Below are 19,795 nucleotides of genomic sequence, written 5' to 3'. Positions count from 1 at the left end.
GTTGCCATCGATCCGTCAGTCCGCTCCGAAGGCTGGATGATAAGTGACGGTGCCGGAAACCAGCCCTCCCGACAAGGGTAAAGCCATGAAATATTGCGGCGCACAACCCGGAAAAACAAGAGCAGGCTCGTTGCGGAACCCGAATCTATCATAGAAGGCCGGATTGCCCGCGAGGACGCAGCCTGAAGCCCCGGCTTTGCGCAGCATGTCGAGCCCGCGCCGCACAAGTGCGCTCCCCGTGCCGCGTCCTTGCCGATCCGGCCGCACCGACACGGGGCCGAGCCCGTACCAGCCGACCGCGAACGGGGTGATCGTGACAGGCGAAAATGCGATGTGACCGATCACCTCGCCCTCTTCCTCGGCAACGAGGGAAAGCGTCATCGCGTCCTCGGAGCGCAGTCGGTCGATGATCCGGGCCTCCGTCTGGTCGCTATAGGGCTGCCCGGCGAAAGCCGCCTCGGTAATCTGCCGGATCGTCTCGGCATCGCCCGCGGTTTCCGGTCGGATGATCATTCGACCGTCACCGATTTGGCGAGGTTGCGCGGCTGGTCCACGTCGGTCCCCATGAAGACGGCCGTATGGTAGGCGAGTAGCTGGACCGGCAATGAGAAGATCATCGGCGCGATGATCTCGTCGACTTCCGGCAGCACGATCGTGTGCATCGTATCGAGCTTCGACGCGGCCGCACCTTTCTCATCGGTTATCAGGATGATGCGGCCGCCGCGCGCGGCCACCTCCTGCATGTTCGATACCGTCTTGTCGTAGAAGCGGTCATGCGGCGCGATGACGATGACGGGCATGTTTTCGTCGATCAAGGCGATCGGTCCGTGCTTCAGCTCGCCCGCGGCGTAACCTTCGGCGTGGATATACGAAATCTCCTTGAGCTTCAGCGCCCCTTCCATTGCCAGCGGGAAGCTGGTGCCGCGGCCGAGATAGAGCACGTCGTGGCATTTGGACAGTTCGCGCGACAGACTCTCGATCTTCGGCTGGATGCTGTTCAGCACCTGCCCCATGATGCGCGGCATTTCGGCAAGGCTCTTTACGAGCGCCTGCTCCTCTTCGTCGCTGATCGTCCCGCGGGCCTTGCCCGCGCCGACGGCGAGTGCGGCCAGAACCGCAAGCTGGCAGGTGAAGGCCTTGGTCGAGGCGACGCCGATCTCGGGGCCCGCAAGGATTGGAAAGACCGCGTCGGATTCCCGCGCGATGCTCGATTCGCGGGCGTTGACGACCGCGCCGATCTTGAGGCCGTGCTCCTTGCAATATCTCAGGGACGCCAGAGTGTCGGCGGTCTCGCCCGACTGCGAGATGAAAAGAGCCGCCGACTGCGGCGACAGCGGTATCTCGCGGTAGCGGAATTCGGATGCGACGTCGATTTCGACTGGCAGGCGGGCATAGCGCTCGAACCAGTATTTGCCGATCAGGCCGGCGAGATAAGCGGTGCCGCAGGCAGAGATCGCCAGGCTCGGGATCTTGCCGAAATCGATGGCGTCGGAAATCGGAACGACACGATTCTCTATGAAATTGACATAGTGCCCGAGAGCATGGGCGATGACCTCCGGCTGCTCATAGATCTCCTTCTCCATGAAATGGCGATGGTTGCCCTTGTCCACCAGAAAGGCAGCAGCCGTCGAAATCTGGCGCGGACGCTCGACGACATTGCCGTCGAAATCGAAGATATGGACGCCGGTCTTGCCGATGACGGCCCAGTCACCATCGATGAGGTAGGTGATTTCATTGGTGAAGGGCGCAAGCGCGATCGCGTCCGAACCCAGGAACATCTCGCCGTTGCCGTGGCCGATCGCCAGCGGCGGTCCGTTGCGCGCCGCCATGATGGTCGACCGATCGTCTTCGAAAAGGACGGCCAGTGCGTAGGCGCCCTTGACGCACTTCAGCATGGCATGCATCGCCTCGCGCCGCCCAAGGCCGTCCCGGCGAAACTTTGCCAGAAGGTGCGCGACGACCTCGGTGTCCGTCTCCGTCTGGAATTCGGCGCCTGCTGCTGCAAGCTCGTCCTTGAGCTCGGCGAAATTCTCGATGATGCCGTTGTGAACCACGGCGACGCCTTCGGTGAAATGCGGGTGGGCGTTGCGTTCCGTGGGTGCTCCATGGGTTGCCCAGCGCGTGTGGGCGATGCCGATGGTGCCCGCCAGAGGCTCCTCTCTCAACCTGCTCTCGAGGTTGACCAGCTTGCCCTCGGCGCGCCGGCGCTGCAGCTTTCCCCCGTCGATCGTCGCGACGCCGGCCGAATCATAGCCGCGATACTCCAGGCGCTTCAATGCTTCGACCAGCCGCTCCGATACCGGCTGATTCCCGACGATGCCAACAATCCCGCACATATCCCTCTCCGCGTCTCTTCACGCCCTGCGGCGTATCAGCTCAAAAGTAACGACCACTGCATGTTTCCTCGAGTCGTACCGGCTCAAGGACAGGAATATGCAGCAACCCTAAAATGCCGCAGCGATCATTGCGCGTCTGACAAACGCGCGGCGCCGCAGGTGCCCGTTGAAAGCCTTGGTAGCGAAATTGCGTCGCGACGCAATCCGTTTTGATTTCACTTTCAGTTTCAATATTTAATGCGTCTACTCCGCGGCCTTTGCCCGCTTCCTGGCTGCCTTTTCCGCCTCGTAGCGCTCGCGCAATACGGGCGCCCTGCCGGGCTTGATGTCCTGGCGCGCACGGCCGAAAGCGACCGCATCCTCCGGCACGTCTTCCGTGATGACGCTTCCGGACGCCACGAGCGCCCCGTCGCCGATCGAAACCGGAGCGACGAGCGACGAATTGGAGCCTATGAAGGCGTTCGCGCCGATGCGGGTGACATGCTTGTTCACGCCATCGTAGTTGCAGGTAATGGTACCGGCGCCGATATTGGATCCGGCGCCGACGAAGGCGTCGCCGATATAGGTGAGGTGATTGACCTTGGCTCCGGCACCGATCTCCGCGTTCTTCACCTCGCAGAAATTGCCGACCTTCGACTTCGCTCCGAGGTCGGCGCCCGGGCGCAGGCGCGCGAAAGGTCCGACCGTAGCGCCGGCACGGACGTGAGCGCCTTCCAGATGGGAGAAGGCGTGGATGACCGCACCGCTTTCCACGCGCACGCCGGGCCCGAAGACGACGTTCGGCTCGAGGAGAACGTCCTGGGCAAGTGTGGTGTCCCATGAGAGGAAGACGGTCTCGGGTGCGATCATCGACACGCCCGCCAGCATCAGTTCGTGACGACGGCGCTGCTGCCAGAGGCGCTCGATATAGGCAAGCTCGGCGCGGGTGTTGCAGCCGGTGAGTTCTTCTTCGGGCGCTTCGACAGCGATTGCACGGCCACCGAGGGACCGCACGATCTCGACGAGATCGGTCAGGTAGTATTCGCCTTTCGCATTGGCGTTGCCGATCCGGTCCAGGAGATCGAGGGCCTTGCGGCCGTCGATCGCCATCAGCCCGCCATTGCAATAGGTGATGCGGCGCTCCTCGTCGGAGGCGTCCCGGTGTTCTCGGATGGCGACCAGCGCTCCATCCTTCACGATGAGACGCCCGTATCCGGTCGGGTCCGCCGCCTGGAAGCCAATCACCACGACGTCATCTCCGGCCGCAAGCCCGTCGCGGGCAGCCTTCAAGGGTGCGGCGGTGATAAGCGGCGTGTCTCCGAAAACAACGAGAACGTCGTCATAGCCTCTAGCGATCGCATCTCGGGCAGCAAGCACGGCGTGGGCGGTCCCAAGTCGCTCTTTCTGAAGAAAGGACGTGACGGCCACTTCGCCGGTAGCCGCCGCTGCAGATACGGCATCCGCATCGCGCCCGACGACCAGCGCCACATCGGAGATCGATGCACTCGCCAGGGCGTCGACGACGTGGGCGATCATCGGTCGCCCGGCAACCGGATGCAGCACCTTCGACATGGCCGATTTCATCCGCGTGCTCTCGCCAGCCGCCAGGATGATCGCCAGGCAAGTCCGTTCCATACTCTGATCTCCTTGATACCCTCTCGGGACATTTTTCCGACGCGGCGTCTCGCGCCTGCCCGCGCGCTTTTTGCGCGTTCCTATCAGCAACATATTGCGAGAACCATAATTCGCACAATCACGTCGCGTTAATCCGGTTCAAACCGTATGATATCAGCCCGGCGGCCGCAGACGGCTTTCGGTGAGCAGGCCGCTCTCCTCCAGAATGGGATAGGCGACGGAGGCGATGTGCGCGTTGATGCGCTTCAGGTCCCGCAGCATGTCGAGGTGCAGCGAACTGGTTTGCAGGCTTTCCAGAAGGCCGTCACGCAACCGCTCCAGGTGGCGCTCTGCGGAGCGTTTCTCCATATGCCGCACGTCGACCTTGACCTCGATGAGATGACGCGCCAGGTCGGCATTGCGGGTGACGAAGATGGTCTGCGCGATGCGCAGATTGTCGATGGTGAGGTTGAAAAGGCCCTTCAGCTCCTGATAGCCATCCTCCGAGAACCGCAAGCCGCCCCTCACCTTCTTGGCGATCTGTTCACAGAGACCCTTTTCGATGATGTCGCCCATGTGCTCGAGATTGATGGCATAGTCGATGATCACGATCGAACGGCGCCCGTCCTCCTCGTTCAAGCCATCGCGGCCAAGCCGGGACAGAAAGATCTTCACTTCCTGCTGCAGGAGGTCGACCTGCCGCTCGATATTCTCGATATCGCCCAATTCGTTGACATCATTCTTGCTGAACGCCTCGGAGGTCCGCAACAGCATGACCTCGATCAGGTCGCCCACCCTCAGGACCTCTCGCGTGGCGCCGGAAAGAGCCATCACCGGCGTATCGAGCGCCGCCTCATCGAGGTAGCGCGGCCCGGTTTCGGCCGCTTCGTCATCGGGGAAGAACCGATTCATGGTGCGGGCGAGCAACCCCGCAAAGGGCCAGGCAATCATCGCCAGCACCAGATTGAACAGCAGGTGAACGTCGACGGGCAGGTTCTGCCGCGGCAACGGCAGGCTCTGCAGGAAGTCGGCGCTGGCGCCAACCGCCGGAAGGGCGATGAGACAGCCGATGCCGCGCACCACGAGATTGCCCAGCGTGACCCGGCGGGCCGCCGGCGGGGAGCCGAGCGTGGTGATGACCGGCGGGATCGCGCCACCGAGATTGGCACCGAGCACCAGAGCGACCGTCAATACGGGAGAAAGCACGCCGGCGGATGAAAGCGACAGCACCAGCATGACGACGGCGAGGCTGGACGACGACGCGAAGGCAAGACCGGCCGCAATGATCATCGCCACGGGCAAGGCGTTGTCGAGCATGCCGAGAAACGCTCCCAGAGCCTGGGATTGGCGCATCGGCTCGGTCGCCGTGCCGAGCAGTTCGAGCGACAGAAGCATCAGACCGATGCCCACGAGCGCGTAGCCGGCGCCCTGGCGCGCGCTCGACCGGCTCAGGCGGTGTGTGGCCACGCCTGCGAGGATGAGCAGCGGCGAAAGCCATCCGATGCCGAGTGCGACGATCCAGGCCGTCATCGCCGTGCCGACATTGGCGCCCAGCAGCACGATCTGCGCCATCTGCGAACGGATGAGCCCCTTCTCGACGAACGAGGCCGTCATCAGTGCCGTGGCCGTCGAGCTCTGCAGCCCGAGCGTTGCGACGAGCCCCGTCGCAAAAGCCCGGAAGGGACCGTTCGTTCCGCGCGCAAGGCCTGCGCGCAGGCGCGCCCCGAAGGCACGTGTCACCCCGTCCTTGACCAGCGACAGGCCGAAGAGCAGCAGCGCAACTGCACCAAAGAGATTGACCATCACGATCGTGGACTGCATGGAGGTGATTTCCCGTAATGGCCGGCGGATCGAAAATCTCGGTGGAGTATCAAAAAACGATTCCCATCAGTTTGCCACACCGGGGCGCGCTTCCAACGCCTAATTTGCAGCTCACTTTAAGTTGCCGGCTAACAAATTCCGACATTGCCTTCGTCGTTAGCGCCTTTTGCAGCCTTTGCTCTTGAATGCCCCGGCAGCCCTGATGCGCGCTGTCATGGCGATGGGGTGGCAAGTTCAACTCCGCCGGCGGCAATTTGCGACGAACCGGCCTTCAATTCCTCTCTGGTTTGTTCTAAGGAACGAATTCATTCGGCGTAATGCCGACGCATCCCAACGAGGTTTTCTGCCCCCATGCTCGACTCCCTGAGAAACGCTGCCCAGACCCGGGTCGTCAAAGGCCTGCTGGCCCTTCTCATCCTCTCATTCATGGTGTGGGGTGGTCAGACGTTGATGGTGCCAAGCACTCCCAATGCGGTCGTTACCGTCGGCGACATCAAGGTATCGGCGAGCGACTTTCGCCTGGCTTACGAACGGCAGATCGCCCTGCTCTCGCGCCAGCTCGGTACGCCTTTGTCGCGCCAGCAGGCACAAGCCTTTGGCGTCGAGAACCAGGTCTACGCCCAGCTCGTCGCCGGTGCCGCCCTCGACCAGCTCGCTACCGACATGAATCTCGGTCTTTCGGAAGACAGGCTTGCGCGGCTGATCGGCGAAGACCCGGCCTTCCATGGCGTCAACGGGCAGTTCGACCGGCTGACATTTTCGAGCGTGCTGCGCAATGCCGGGCTGACCGAGCAGGATTACATCAACAACCGCAGCCAGGTCGCGGTTCGATCTCAGATCGTCGATGCGCTCACGGATGGTTACACGGCGCCCAAGATACTCGTCGACGCCATTGGCAATTACCGTCACGAGACGCGCACGATCGACTATCTGCTGCTTTCCAACGCAAATATCGATGCGGTCAAAACGCCGGGCGACGAGGTGCTCGCGCCCTGGTTCGAAAGCCGCAAGGCGAACTATCGCGCTCCGGAATACCGCAAGATCAGCTACATCAAGCTGGAGCCCGAGGACCTGGCCGCACCCGACGCCGTGACGGAGGAAGAGCTTCGCGCCGATTATGAGAAGCGCAAGGAGAGCTACCGCACGCCGGCAACGAGGACGGTCGAGCAGCTCACCTTCCCGTCGCGCGAGGCCGCCGACGCCGCGGCCGCCAAGCTTGCGGCCGGCACGTCCTTCGACGATCTGGTCAAGGCCGAGGGCAAGACGTCGGCAGATGTACTCCTCGGCGACTTCACCAAGGAGCGCATGCCGGACGCAAAGATTGCCGATGCAGCCTTTGCCGTTGCCCAGGATGGCGGCACCACGCCCGTCGTCGAAGGTGCATTCGGCCCGGTCATCCTGCGCGTAACCAACATCCGGCCCGATGCGGTTCGCAGCTTTGACGAAGTCAAGGAAGAACTGCGCAACGAAATCGCCCTCGACGCCGCCCGCGAGCAGCTCGTCGGTCTTCATGACAAGATCGAAGATGAACGCGCCGGCGGCGTGACCGTCAAGGAGATCGCCGAACAGCTGAAGCTCAAGCTCGTCACGGTCGACGCGGTCGACGCTTCCGGCAAGGATCAAAACGGCGACGAAGTTAAGGACCTTCCGGAACCGCGCGCCCTTCTCCAGGAAGTCTTCAAGGCTGATGTCGGAACGGATACCCTTGCCGTCAATATCGGGCGCGACGGCTCCGCATGGTTCGATGTCGAGGAAATCATTCCGGCCCGGGACCGGACGCTTGACGAAGTGCGCGACGAAGTGGCCGCCGACTGGACTGCGGAGCAGCAGCGCGCGGCACTGGCCGCCAAGGCGAAGGAACTCAAGGAACGTATCGAGAAGGGCGCCAAGCTCGCCGATATCGCAAGCGAACTCGGCCTTGTCGTCGAGACCAAGACCGGGCTGACCCGCGGGACCAACGATGCGAGTCTGAGTCCTGCCGCGGTGATCGCGGCCTTCGGCGGCCCGAACGGCCATGTCGCCAATGCCCCGGGGATCGGCGGCGATGGCCAGGTGCTCATGCAGGTTACATCGGTCGAAGAGAAAGCGCCTGCCGACGCCCTCGACAACGACAGCAGCCAGATCGAAGCGATTGCGCGCGCGAGCGGTGACGACATCCTGGATCAGATGGTCTCCACCTTGCAAACCGCCTACGGCGTTTCGATCAACCAGTCGCTTGCCGAAACGGCCCTGGCGCAACGGTGACGACGGAGAAGCAAACCCATGAGTGATTTGAAACCGTTCGTCGCGAAAGTCGCAGCGCGCGAGGCACTGAGTCGCGAGGATGCGCGCGCGGCCTTCGAGATCATCATGTCCGGAGCCGCCACGCCATCGCAGATCGGCGGTTTTCTGATGGCGCTCCGGGTGCGTGGCGAAACGGTCGACGAGATCGTGGGCGCGGTCGGCGCCATGCGCGCACGCATGTTGCCCGTGGAAGCGCCTGACGGTGCGATCGACATCGTCGGCACGGGCGGCGACGGTGCCGGTACCTACAACATTTCCACACTCGCCGCGCTGATCGTCGCGGGTGCCGGTGTACCGGTCGCCAAGCATGGCAACCGCGCGCTCAGCTCGAAGTCCGGAACGGCCGATGCGCTCTCCTGCCTCGGGGTCAATCTCGATATCGGACCCGCGACAATCTCGCGCTGTATTGCCGAAGCCGGTCTCGGCTTCATGTTCGCCCAGCAGCACCATTCGGCAATGCGCCACGTCGGCCCGACGCGGGTGGAACTTGGAACGAGAACCATTTTCAATCTGCTCGGCCCCCTCGCCAACCCCGCCGGCGTCAGGCAGCAGCTCGTCGGCGTCTATGCGCCGCAATGGGTCGACCCGCTCGCGGAAGTGCTCCGCGATCTCGGTTCGCAAAGCGTCTGGGTCGTGCATGGCGAAGGGCTCGACGAGATCACGACCACCGGCGTGACCAAAGTGGCGGCGCTCAAGGACGGCACGATCACCAACTTCGAGCTGACGCCGGCCGATTTCGGCCTCGAACGCGTGTCGCTCGATGCCTTGAAGGGCGGAGACGGAGCCCACAATGCCGCTGCGTTGCAGGCCGTTCTCGACGGCGCGGAAAATGCCTACCGGGACATTTCCCTTGCGAATGCCGCCGCGTCGTTGATGATAGCAGGGCGCGCCAGGGACCTGTCCGAAGGCATGGCGCTGGCCCGGCAATCGCTTTCGAGCGGCGGTGCCAAGGTCGCCTTGCAGCGGTTGATCACCGTCTCGAACGCGGCTTGAGGAGAAGACATGACGGACATCCTGCGCCGCATCGAAGCCTATAAGCGAGAGGAGATCGCCGCTGCGAAAGCGCGCGTTCCGCTCGAAGAGTTGAAGGCGCGGGCCGCCGATCAGTCGGCGCCGCGCGGTTTCCACGCCGCGCTTTTGGCCCGGCGGGAAAAAGGCCAGTTCGGGCTGATCGCCGAAATCAAGAAGGCGAGCCCCTCGAAGGGTTTGATCCGGCCCGATTTCGACCCTCCGGAACTGGCGAAGGCCTATGCCGCGGGCGGCGCTGCCTGCCTCTCCGTCCTGACCGACGCGCCGAGCTTCCAGGGTGCGCCGGAGTTCCTGACGAAGGCACGCGAGGCCTGCCCGCTCCCGGCTCTGCGCAAGGACTTCATGTTCGACACCTATCAGGTTTTCGAAGCGCGCGCCTGGGGCGCCGATTGCATACTGCTGATCATGGCTTCGCTTGGCGACGATGATGCGCGCCGGCTGGAAGAAGCCGCGTTTGCACTCGGCATGGATGTCCTCGTCGAAGTACACGACGCGGAGGAGATGGAGCGAGCACTTCGCCTGTCATCGCCGCTCGTCGGGATCAACAACCGTAATCTCAGGACGTTCGAGGTCGACCTCGCCGTCTCCGAACGGCTCGCGGCAATGGTTTCCTCAGACCGTCTCCTGGTCGGCGAAAGCGGCGTTTTCACCCACGAAGACTGCCGGCGCCTCGAGAAGAGCGGGATTACGACCTTCCTGGTCGGTGAAAGCCTGATGAGGAAGGACGACGTGGAGGCGGCGACGCGCGCGCTGCTGACCGGCTCGGCAAATATCCTGGCGGCAGAGTGATGAGCGGGCCGACCCTCACCCATATAGACAGCGCCGGCGAAGCCCGCATGGTCGATGTCGGCGACAAGGCCGAGACGGTCCGTATCGCTGTCGCGGAGGGCTTCGTCAGGATGAAGCCGGAGACGCTGACACTCATTCGCGAAGGAAATGCCAAGAAGGGCGACGTGATCGCGACCGCCCGGCTGGCGGGCATCATGGCCGCCAAGCAGACATCCAGCCTCATTCCGCTCTGCCATCCCTTGATGCTGACGAAAGTGTCCGTCGATATTACGCCGGATGACGCCCTTCCCGGATTGCGGGTCGAAGCGATGGCGAAGCTGACCGGACGGACGGGTGTCGAAATGGAGGCGTTGACCGCCGTCAGCGTAGCCTGCCTGACGATATACGACATGGCCAAGGCCGCTGACCGGGAAATGGAAATCTCCGGCGTGCGGCTGGTCAGCAAGTCGGGCGGGCGTTCCGGCGATTATCACGGCGGGGGAGAGATGCGCTGATGTCGCTTCTTTCGGTCGAGGAAGCACTTCAGAGGATTTTGGCCAGGGCCAATCCGCTGCAACGGACGGAGCGCGTTTCGCTGCATGAATGCCTCGGAAGGGTGCTCGCCGAGAACGTGGCGGCCAAGCTGACCCACCCCCCTTTCGACAATTCCGCGATGGATGGTTATGCCGTCCGCCACGAGGATATCGCCGAAGTCGGAGCGGAGCTCTCCGTTATCGGCCAGTCGGCCGCAGGACACCGTTTTCGCGGCGAAGTGAAAGGCGGGGAGGCCGTACGCATCTTTACCGGCGCGCCGGTACCTGCAGGCGCTGATACCGTCATCATTCAGGAAGACACGGAAAAACTGCCGGACGGCCGCATCCGCACCCTGTTTGCGCCGGCAAAGGGCCGCCACATCCGTTTGGCGGGCCAGGATTTCCTGGCAGGTGACGTCGCGCTTTCCGCCGGCAGCGCGATCGACGCCGGGCGCCTGACGCTCGCGGCCGCCATGAATCATCAGGACCTGCCGGTTTTTGCGCGAACCAAGGTTGCAATCATCGCCACGGGCGACGAGTTGTTGCCGCCGGGAAGTTCCCTCGGCCCCGACCAGATCATCGCTTCCAACAGTTTCGGGATCGCTGCGGTTGCCCGCGACAATGGGGCCGAAGTTCTTGATCTCGGCATTGTCGGCGACGATCGGACGGCGATCGCCAGCGCCGTCGCCAAGGCACAGGCAGCCCAGGTGGACGTGCTGGTAACACTCGGAGGAGCCTCGGTCGGCGATCACGATCTCGTCCAGTCGACGCTTCTCGACTGCGGCATGACGCTGGACTTTTGGCGCATCGCCATGCGGCCGGGAAAACCGCTGATGGTCGGCGATCTCGACGGCATCACGGTGCTCGGCCTTCCCGGAAACCCCGTTTCGAGCCTCGTCTGCGCCCTCCTCTTCCTCGAGCCTTTGACGCGCAAGCTTTCGCATCTGCCGCCCCGTTCGAGACTGGTCGATGCACGGCTTGCCGCAGCGCTGCCGGCCAATGACCGGCGCCAGGATTATATACGTGCCCGCCTCACGCTCGAGGCGGACGGTTCGCTCGTGGCGCATCCGTTCCCGCGGCAGGATTCGTCCATGGTCAGCGTTTTCGCGCAGTCCGACGGGTTGATCGTGCGGCGACCGGGTGCTCCCGAAGCTGCGAGCGGAGAGCCATGCAGGGTTTTCAGGCTAAGAGATTCCGCCTGACTTGCGTTGGACCAAATTGAAATGCTCTAGAGATCGCCGAGGAAGGCTGGAGTGCTGAGCTACGGTGCCCTGCCCGCGGGAGGTTTTTCCCGCGCCGCTTTCCGAAACAACAAGGCCGATGCGAGCCAGAGCATTGCGAACAAGGCATTGACGCCAAGGATTTCCAGCGGCGGACTTGCCGGGTAACCCATCCCTGCGGCCACCGCCACCGCGGCGACCAGCGCCTGCGCGAGCGCCGTTGCGAAGAAAGCGCGGGCCATTCCGGCCGGCTGAAAGCGCGCGATGAAGGCGCCGAGGATGCCAAACGCCAGCACCCCGCCATAGAGGAGGTTAGCGGGGTCATCCTCGGTCCCGATGATGCCGACGGCGAGATTCACCCACACCAGGAGGAATGCTGTCGCCAGCGCAAGGCCGACGGCTGCGCGGTATGCGTTGCCGGCAGCGAACCTTGCCGACGCCTCGTAGACGCCGCCTGCGGCGATCAGCATGGCTCCGAAGACAGCGAAATCGGCGACATCCCAAACCACTTCCTCCGTGACTTGCATCGCGAGCAAGGGCAGCAGCATAAGCGCTGCGGCCGCGCCCCACGCGACTCTCCTCCAGAGCCTCCCGCGTCCGTTACGATTTTCCGCCTTCGCCGCCATCTGCATCGCCCGCGCGCATTCACCTCGACTACTTCCAGGCGGATCGCGGTGATTTTAGGTCGAATCGACCTGAAATCATGAATGTGATCGATTCTGATGAGTTGAGACGCGGGATGTCGCGGAAAACCGCGTCATGAAAGTGTTTCACCGGCCCGGCTGACGAGGATCTTGTCGATGCGTCGGCCGTCCATGTCGATCACCTCGAAGCGATAGCCGTGGGCCTCGGCAGTGTCGCCCTCCTCCGGAGTCTTGCGCAACTGCTGCACCAGGAAGCCGGCGATGGTTTCGAAATCGCCGTCCACTTCGATTCCATCGATGCCGATCTGGAGGTGAATTTCATCGATCGGCGTCCGTCCGTCTACGATATAGCTGCCGTCGTCGCGCTGGCGAATGAGGGCGTGTTCGGAATTATCATAATTCGACGGGATGACGCCGACGATTGCCTCCAGGATGTCGGCGGTGGTGATGATCCCCTCCGTGCTCCCGTATTCGTCGACGATCATCGCCATATTGATGCTGGACGACTTGAAGGCTTCGAGAGCTTTCAGACAGGAGGCCGTCTCCGGCAGCGTAAGAATTTCGCGGACATAATCGCGGATGTTGAAGGGCGCGGCCGGCGCAACATTCAATATCTCCTTGGTAAGGACCGCGCCGATGACATCACCCGATGGGCCGTCGATCACCGGGTAGCGCGAGTGGCCGAATTGCCGGATCTTCTGCCCGATCGTCTCCAGGCTGTCGTGAACGTCGATGAAACCGACCTCTGTGCGGTGGGTCATGATCGATTTGACGTTGCGATCGCCGAGGCGGATGATTCGCCGCAGCATCTCGTGCTCGCTCTTCTCGATGGCGCCGCTTTCGACGCCTTCCGCCATGATCGCCTGCACTTCCTCTTCGGTGACGCGATCGGCATCCTCCGGCCTCATGCCCATGAGCCGCATCGCAATAGAGGCCGCCGTTTCGAAAATAAAGACGACCGGCGCTACGATACGGGAAAGCAGCGCCATCGGACCGGCGACGAACATGGCCAGCCCTTCGGGATTTCGAAGCGCCAACTGCTTGGGGATGAGCTCGCCGATGACCACCGACAGAAACGTAATCAGCGTGACGACGAGCGCGACCGCGACGGTGTCGCCGTAAGGGCTGATCCAGCCGATGTCGTTCAGGAACGGCGCAATCTTTGCCGCGATCGTCGCGCCGCCATAGGCGCCCGCGAGGATGCCGACAAGGGTGATGCCGACCTGCACCGTCGACAGGAATTTGCCCGGATCCTCGGCCAGCGTCAGCGCGGCCTCCGCGCGCCGGTTACCCTGCTTCACCATCTGACGAAGCAGCGGCTTGCTTGCCGAGACGATTGCCATTTCCGACAACGCGAAGAAAGCGTTGATCAAGAGCAGAATGAAAATGACAAGAAGCTCGAACATAGTCTCCGGTTCACCGTTGAAGAACAGGCGGCCGCGCGACTGCCCGCTTCCCAGATAGGCTAAGCCGCATGGTCGGGCAAGGCCACCAGCAGGAATTCACGGCCGGGCGCCGGAGCCTGGATCACGATGTTCTGAGGTCGGCTCGACCTAAAAGCATGAACGTAAGTTAGAGCGGGAAGCGTCTCATAAGACGCGCGGCGCTGCAGGAATTTTTCGGAGGACTGCAACCTCTCCTCATGTGCTCGTCACAGGGATCCAGCAGCGCCGCGTCTGCGGCGCGGGAAGCCTTCTTCAGCCCAAGGACTTGGTCTGGCTGGATTCCTGTGACAAGCACAGGAATGAGGAAGTCAAACACGCGGCGGCGGTGGCCCGAATCTCAACAGGCCCTAGAATGCCGCTGTCTTGTCAATGTGTTTGACGGCCTTCGGTCAGGCTTCTGCACCGCCGCCGCTTAGCGCCTGACGGATGCGCGCACGCCCTACCTTGATCACATGCTCCATCGCAAGGCGTGCAGCCGCCTCGTCGCGTTTGCCGATCGCCTCGACGATGCGGATATGGTTGCGCGCAACTTCGTCGATGCCGCCCTTCTCGGCTGTCGGCGAACTGAGCTTGAACACGCCGACAAGGGCTGCCTCGATCAAGCCCCCGACGGTACGCAGAAAGGGATTGCCGGATGCTTCGATGACCGAGAGATGGAACTTGAGGTCCGCCACGGCGAGACTCTCGGGGGTGTGATTCGCCTCGCCCATGGCGACGGCGAGCCGCATCATCCCCGCGATTTCCGCATCCGACGCGTTTCTTGCCGCCAGTGCCGCAGCATGGGTCTCGAAGGCAAGCCGTACCTCGCTCAGATGGTAGAGAAAGTCCTCATCGACGCCGCAGGCGAAATGCCAGGTGAGAATGTCGCTGTCGAAGAGATTCCATTCCTTTCGGGGCGTGACGCGCGTGCCGATCCGAGCGCGCGGAACGATCATGCCCTTGGCGGCAAGTGTCTTCATCGCTTCGCGCAGTACCGTCCGCGAGACGCGGAAACGGAGCGCCAGTTCAGGATCTCCGGGGAGAATGCTGCCGACCGGGAACTCGCCCGAAACGATCGCCTTGCCGAGCTGATCCACGACCTGTGCATGGCTCGTCCGCTTCGGCGTGCCGGATATCACGGTCTCAAGCACGCTCTTCAACCACTCCTCCCCAGGGAAACTCCTCATCGTCAGCGTGATTCTTGCCGGCGACGATCAACACTAGATCGAATAGACGATTCCTGAAAGGCCTGCGGAGAGTTGCAGGCAGGCCGTCGGACTATAGAAAACCCCGCGCACGAGGCGCGGGGTTGCAATTGCCGTGTTCGGGCGTTCGATTATTGCGGCAGCTTGTCGTCTACGCCTTCGACATAGAAGTTCATGCCGAGCAGCGTCGCGTCGTCGGCGGTCTCGCCCTCTTTCAGCCACGGGCTGCCATCCTGCTTGTTGAGCGGACCGGTAAACGGCTTCAGTTCGCCGGACTTGATTTTCGCCTCCGTCGCTTCCGCCATCGCCTTCACGTCATCGGGCATGTTGGTGTAGGGCGCCATGGTCAGGATGCCGTCCTTCAGGCCGTCCCAGCTCGAAGTCGTCGACCATGTTCCATCGAGGAAGGCCTTGGTGCGCTTCACATAGTAGGCGCCCCAGGTATCGACGATCGCAGTCAATTGCGTCTGCGGGCCGGCGGCAATCATGTCGGATGCCTGACCGAAAGCCTTGATACCGCGCTCGGCTGCGACCTGCATCGGCGCGGTCGTGTCGGTATGCTGAGTGATGATATCGACGCCCTGGTCGATGAGCGCCTTGGCGGCGTCCGCTTCCTTGCCCGGATCGAACCAGGTGTTCGCCCATACGACCTTGATCTTGAAGTCCGGATTGACCGCCCGGGCACCGATGACGAAGGCGTTGATGCCCATCACCACCTCGGGAATCGGGAACGAGGCGATGTAGCCGGCAACGCCCTTTTCCGACATTTTCGCGGCGATCTGGCCTTGGATGTAGCGGCCTTCGTAGAAACGGCTGTTATAGGTGGCCACGTTCGGCGCGGTCTTGTAGCCGGTCGCGTGCTCGAACTTCACATCCGGGAATTTGCCGGCGATCTTGATCGTAGCATCCATGAACCCGAAGGACGTGGTGAAAATCAGACCACAGCCGGAACGCGCCAGGCGCTCGATCGCGCGTTCGGCGTCCGGACCTTCCGGCACGTTTTCCAGGAACTGCGTTTCGATCTTGTCGCCGAGCTCCTTTTCGAGCTCCTGGCGGCCGATGTCGTGGGCCTGGGTCCAGCCGCCGTCTGTCTTCGAGCCGACATAGATGAAGCAGATCTTTGCCTTCTCCTGAGCGCTTGCAGCCGGCGCGATACCGAGCACGGCGACGGTGGTTGCGAGGGCGACGAGTAGTTTTTTCATTTTTGACCTCTGTCGGTTTGAGAAATGTCCGTCTGGCTGTTGTTCTTCACCGGTCCGGCACAAACGGCTTGCCGAGCGATGCCGGCGTATTGATCAGGGTCATACGCCGGTTATGCGATATGAGAATGAGTACGACAATCGTTGCGAGATAGGGAAGCGCAGTCAGGAACTGCGACGGAATGCCGATGCCGAAAGCCTGCGCATGAAGCTGGCTTATCGAGACGGCTCCGAAGAGATATCCTCCGGCGACGACGCGCCAGGGCCGCCAGGAGGCGAAAACCACCAGTGCCAGCGCGATCCAGCCGCGGCCGGCCGACATGTTCTCCACCCATTGAGGCGTGTAGACGAGCGACAATTGCGCGCCGGCAAGTCCGGCGCAGGCGCCGCCGAACAGAACGGCCAGGTAGCGTGTGCGAATGACGTTCACGCCGAGGGCGTGGGCCGAGGCGTGACTGTCGCCCACCGCCCGCAACTTCAAACCCGCACGGCTCCGGAACAGAAACAGATGGACGCCCACCACGATCGCGACCGACGCATAGAATATGGCGTCCTGCCGAAACAAAAGCGGTCCGACGACCGGTATCTTCGACAGGAGCGGAATTGCGATCGGCTGCAGCTTGATACCCTGCATCCCGAGAAAACTTTCTCCGACCATTCCGGAAACGCCGAGCCCGAGGAGCGTCAGCGCCAGGCCGGTCGCTACCTGGTTGGCAACGAGCGTCAGCGTCAGGAAGCCGAACAGCAGCGAAAACACGGCGCCGGCAGCGATGCCGGCAAGAATTCCAACATAGGGCGAGCCGCTGAGCTGCGTCGCCGCGAAGGCGCAGACAGCTCCCATGATCAGCATGCCTTCGACGCCGAGGTTGAGCACGCCGGACCGTTCGGCGACGAGCTCGCCGAGGGCGGCGAGGACCAGCGGCGTCGCAGCCGTGATGACGCTTAAGAGGATTGCTTCGACTATGCCCATCAGTGCGCCTCTTCCGTCTTGACCGCTGCGAAGCGATCCCACACCAGCCTGATGCGATAGTGAATGAGCGCGTCGCACGACAGCACGAAGAACAGCAGCAGCCCCTGGAAGACGCGCGTCACCTTGTCGGATACGCCGATCGAAAGCTGCGCGGCCTCGCCGCCGAGATAAGTCAACGCCAGGACGAGACCGGCGGCCACGATTCCGAGCGGATTGAGCCGGCCGAGGAACGCGACGATGATGGCGGTGAAGCCGTAACCGGGCGAGATCACAGGACGCAGCTGCTGCATGGCTCCGCTCACTTCCGAAATGCCGGCGAGCCCCGCCAGCGCGCCGGAAAACAGCATCGAGAACCAGATCATCCTGCGCGAGGAAAAGCCGGCAAAGCGCCCTGCCCGCTCTGATTGGCCGAGAACGGTGATTTCGAATCCCTTCAACGTATAGCGCATCATGAACCACACCAGCACCGCCGCGATGATCGCGAAGGCAAAACCCCAATGCGTACGCCCCGAGGCGAGCATTTCGGGAAGGATAGCGTCCGCGCCGAACGTTCGCGTTTCCGGGAAGTTCATACCTTGAGGGTTGCGCCAAGGGCCACGCACGAGCCAGTCGAGAAAGAGCTGGGCCACATAGACCAGCATCAGACTCGTCAAGATCTCGTTCGTATTCATATGCGCTTTCAGGAAGGCCGGTATCGCGGCGAAGAGCGCTCCACCGAGCATGCCGAGAAGCATCATCAGCGGCAGTATCAACGGCGACTGCCAATCGTAGAAGAGTACCGGGAGGGCCGAGCCGGCGATTGCGCCCATGATGAACTGCCCTTCTGCGCCGATGTTCCAGTTGTTGGAGCGGAAGCAGACGGAGAGCCCGACGCCGATCAGGATCAGTGGCGCCGCCTTGATCGCGAGTTCGTGCAGCGACCAGACCTCGCTCAGCGGCTCCACGAAGTAGCTGTAGAGCGCCGTCGCCGGATTCTTGCCGAGCAATGCGAACATCACGCCGCCGAAGATGATGGTCAGCGCAAAAGCGATGAACGGCGAGAGGATGGAAAACAGCGTCGAGGCCTTCGCGCGCTTTTCGAGTTCAATCCGCATGCGCTGCTCCCGTACCTTCCGCCCCGCCTTCCGATCGGCCATACATGCCACCCATCAACAGGCCGATCTTTTCGCGCGAAAGTTCACGGGCCGGATAGGGGTCGGAGAGACGCCCGTCGCTTATGACGGCAATCTCGGTCGCCACTTCGAATATTTCATCGAGGTCCTGACTGATGACAAGGACAGCGGATCCCGCTTTTGCGAGATCGACCAGGGCCTGACGGATACGGCTCGCCGCTCCGGCGTCGACGCCCCAAGTGGGCTGGTTGACGACGAGCACGGCCGGCTGACAGTCGAGTTCCCGTCCGACGATAAACTTCTGCAGATTGCCGCCGGAGAGTGATCCGGCCGGCGGATCCTCGCCGCTCTTGCGCACGTCCATCGCCTCGGCAATCCGCTTCGTCGCCGCCTGGACGGCGCCGTGGCGGATGATCTTCAGTGCGCCGCCGCCGAGAAAAGCCCGGCGATCCGATTGGCTGCGCGCGAGCACGAGATTGTCGGAGAGCGACAGCGCCGAGACCGCGGCGTGCCCATGGCGCTCCTCCGGCACGAAACCGGCGCCCATCAGACGGCGGGCATTGATGTTCCTCGTCCCCACCGGCCGCTGGCGGATCTGGATGGCATTGTCGTCGGCGACCGGATATTCGCCCGAAAGCGCATCGAAGAGCTCGCTCTGCCCGTTGCCGGCCACACCGGCGATCGCGAGCACCTCGCCTGCCCTGACCTTGAGACAGATGTTCTTCAAGGAGACTGCAAAGGGCGTGCGCGCCGCGACGGAAAGATGCCGCGCCTCCAACTGCACGTCGCCTCTGGTGCTCGTTCCCTCCGGCGTCACGACGGCAACGTCGCTGCCTACCATCATGCGTGCAAGAGAGGCGGGCGTTTCCGCGCGCGGATCGCAGGCGCCGGTTACCTTGCCGTGTCTCAGCACCGTCGCGCGGTCGCAGATGCGCTGCACTTCCTCGAGACGATGGCTGATATAAAGGACGGAACGCCCCTCCGATCGCAATTTCTGCAGCGTCTCGAAAAGGCGGTCGGCTTCCTGGGGCGTCAGCACCGAAGTCGGTTCGTCGAGAATGATGAGCTGCGGGTTCTGCAGGAGAGCCCGGACGATTTCGATCCGCTGCCTTTCGCCGACCGAGAGATCGGCGACATGCGCCTTCGGATCGAGCGGCAGGCCATAGATGCGCGACAGCCGTGACGCTTCCTCGGCAACCCGGGCAAGCGAAACCGACCTGTCCATCGAAAGGGCGATATTCTCGGCGACCGTCAGTGCCTCGAACAGAGAGAAATGCTGAAAGACCATGCCTATGCCGAGCCGGCGGGCGTCGCTCGGGCTGCCGATGCGAACATTCGACCCCTGCCACATGATCTCGCCGGCGCTCGGCGCGAGCACGCCGAACAGCATCTTCACCAGCGTCGACTTTCCCGCGCCGTTCTCGCCGAGCAGCGCGTGGATTTCTCCGGGTTCTATCTGCAGATCGATTGCATTGCAGGCCGCGAACGAGCCGAACAATTTCGTAAGGTTGCGAACGGCCAGCAGCGGGCCGCTCGCGGTTTGTCCCTTTTCAGGCACGCTGCCCTCTTCCCCTCTTCGATCCCCGCTCGCCTTACTGCACGTTCCTTTGATCGTACCCGATCAATCGACAAGAACCTGCAGCCACGTGAAGACTACG

At 62.7% G+C, this 19,795-nt stretch carries 16 protein-coding genes; 5 read left to right on the top strand and 11 right to left on the bottom strand.

The window, feature by feature from the left end; all coding sequences use genetic code 11:
* Nucleotides 1-15: 15 nt before the first annotated feature.
* From CN933_RS05200 to CN933_RS05185, 4 genes are all read right to left on the bottom strand, one after another.
* The gene (locus tag CN933_RS05200) at nucleotides 16-513 is read right to left on the bottom strand and encodes a GNAT family N-acetyltransferase (RefSeq protein ID WP_018094977.1); all 498 of its coding nucleotides are present in this window, start codon (nucleotides 511-513) and stop codon (nucleotides 16-18) included.
* On the bottom strand, nucleotides 510-2,336 hold the full coding sequence (gene glmS / locus CN933_RS05195; RefSeq protein ID WP_018094978.1) for a glutamine--fructose-6-phosphate transaminase (isomerizing): 1,827 nt from the start codon (nucleotides 2,334-2,336) through the stop codon (nucleotides 510-512). The genes CN933_RS05200 and glmS overlap by 4 nt, the downstream gene beginning before the upstream one ends.
* A 243-nt stretch (nucleotides 2,337-2,579) precedes the next feature.
* The gene (gene glmU / locus CN933_RS05190) at nucleotides 2,580-3,950 is read right to left on the bottom strand and encodes a bifunctional UDP-N-acetylglucosamine diphosphorylase/glucosamine-1-phosphate N-acetyltransferase GlmU (RefSeq protein WP_018094979.1); all 1,371 of its coding nucleotides are present in this window, start codon (nucleotides 3,948-3,950) and stop codon (nucleotides 2,580-2,582) included.
* Between the two features lie 153 nt (nucleotides 3,951-4,103).
* Entirely contained in the window at nucleotides 4,104-5,750 is a 1,647-nt protein-coding gene (locus CN933_RS05185; protein ID WP_018094980.1) for a Na/Pi cotransporter family protein, read from the bottom strand.
* A gap of 351 nt (nucleotides 5,751-6,101) precedes the next feature.
* Here CN933_RS05185 and CN933_RS05180 point away from each other — a divergent pair, with 351 nt between their 5' ends.
* Genes CN933_RS05180 through CN933_RS05160 form a run of 5 tightly spaced genes read left to right on the top strand, consistent with a single transcriptional unit; the run spans nucleotide 6,102 to nucleotide 11,565 of the window.
* On the top strand, nucleotides 6,102-7,994 hold the full coding sequence (locus CN933_RS05180) for a peptidylprolyl isomerase (protein WP_018094981.1): 1,893 nt from the start codon (nucleotides 6,102-6,104) through the stop codon (nucleotides 7,992-7,994).
* An 18-nt stretch (nucleotides 7,995-8,012) separates the two neighbouring features.
* Complete coding sequence (trpD, locus tag CN933_RS05175) at nucleotides 8,013-9,026, top strand: anthranilate phosphoribosyltransferase (RefSeq protein WP_018094982.1); 1,014 nt, start codon at nucleotides 8,013-8,015, stop codon at nucleotides 9,024-9,026.
* Between the two features lie 9 nt (nucleotides 9,027-9,035).
* Complete coding sequence (gene trpC / locus CN933_RS05170) at nucleotides 9,036-9,851, top strand: indole-3-glycerol phosphate synthase TrpC (RefSeq protein WP_018094983.1); 816 nt, start codon at nucleotides 9,036-9,038, stop codon at nucleotides 9,849-9,851.
* Complete coding sequence (gene moaC, locus CN933_RS05165) at nucleotides 9,851-10,345, top strand: cyclic pyranopterin monophosphate synthase MoaC (RefSeq protein WP_018094984.1); 495 nt, start codon at nucleotides 9,851-9,853, stop codon at nucleotides 10,343-10,345. The genes trpC and moaC overlap by 1 nt, the downstream gene beginning before the upstream one ends.
* On the top strand, nucleotides 10,345-11,565 hold the full coding sequence (locus CN933_RS05160) for a molybdopterin molybdotransferase MoeA (protein ID WP_018094985.1): 1,221 nt from the start codon (nucleotides 10,345-10,347) through the stop codon (nucleotides 11,563-11,565). Before moaC ends, CN933_RS05160 begins: the two co-directional genes overlap by 1 nt.
* Nucleotides 11,566-11,624: 59 nt before the next feature.
* Here CN933_RS05160 and CN933_RS05155 read toward each other — a convergent pair whose 3' ends face one another.
* From CN933_RS05155 to CN933_RS05120, 7 genes are all read right to left on the bottom strand, one after another.
* Nucleotides 11,625-12,215, bottom strand: coding sequence for a hypothetical protein (locus tag CN933_RS05155; RefSeq protein ID WP_018094986.1), 591 nt, complete (start codon nucleotides 12,213-12,215; stop codon nucleotides 11,625-11,627).
* Nucleotides 12,216-12,340: 125 nt separating this feature from the next.
* Nucleotides 12,341-13,633 carry a hemolysin family protein gene (locus CN933_RS05150; protein ID WP_018094987.1) on the bottom strand — a complete coding sequence of 431 codons (1,293 nt, stop codon included), beginning with the start codon at nucleotides 13,631-13,633 and terminating at the stop codon, nucleotides 12,341-12,343.
* A gap of 428 nt (nucleotides 13,634-14,061) precedes the next feature.
* Nucleotides 14,062-14,811 (bottom strand): FadR/GntR family transcriptional regulator, encoded by a 750-nt coding sequence (locus CN933_RS05140; RefSeq protein ID WP_018094988.1) that lies wholly within the window; start codon nucleotides 14,809-14,811, stop codon nucleotides 14,062-14,064.
* Nucleotides 14,812-14,987: 176 nt separating this feature from the next.
* Complete coding sequence (locus tag CN933_RS05135; protein WP_018094989.1) at nucleotides 14,988-16,058, bottom strand: BMP family ABC transporter substrate-binding protein; 1,071 nt, start codon at nucleotides 16,056-16,058, stop codon at nucleotides 14,988-14,990.
* A gap of 46 nt (nucleotides 16,059-16,104) precedes the next feature.
* Nucleotides 16,105-17,025 (bottom strand): ABC transporter permease, encoded by a 921-nt coding sequence (locus CN933_RS05130; protein WP_018094990.1) that lies wholly within the window; start codon nucleotides 17,023-17,025, stop codon nucleotides 16,105-16,107.
* On the bottom strand, nucleotides 17,025-18,119 hold the full coding sequence (locus CN933_RS05125; RefSeq protein ID WP_102761318.1) for an ABC transporter permease: 1,095 nt from the start codon (nucleotides 18,117-18,119) through the stop codon (nucleotides 17,025-17,027). The genes CN933_RS05130 and CN933_RS05125 overlap by 1 nt, the downstream gene beginning before the upstream one ends.
* Nucleotides 18,109-19,695 (bottom strand): ABC transporter ATP-binding protein, encoded by a 1,587-nt coding sequence (locus CN933_RS05120; protein ID WP_102761317.1) that lies wholly within the window; start codon nucleotides 19,693-19,695, stop codon nucleotides 18,109-18,111. Before CN933_RS05120 ends, CN933_RS05125 begins: the two co-directional genes overlap by 11 nt.
* Nucleotides 19,696-19,795 lie beyond the last annotated feature (100 nt).

The organism is Sinorhizobium sp. M4_45 (assembly GCF_002885915.1).
Taxonomy (GTDB): Bacteria; Pseudomonadota; Alphaproteobacteria; order Rhizobiales; family Rhizobiaceae; genus Sinorhizobium; species Sinorhizobium meliloti_A.
This window is presented reverse-complemented; position numbering and strand designations above follow the sequence as displayed.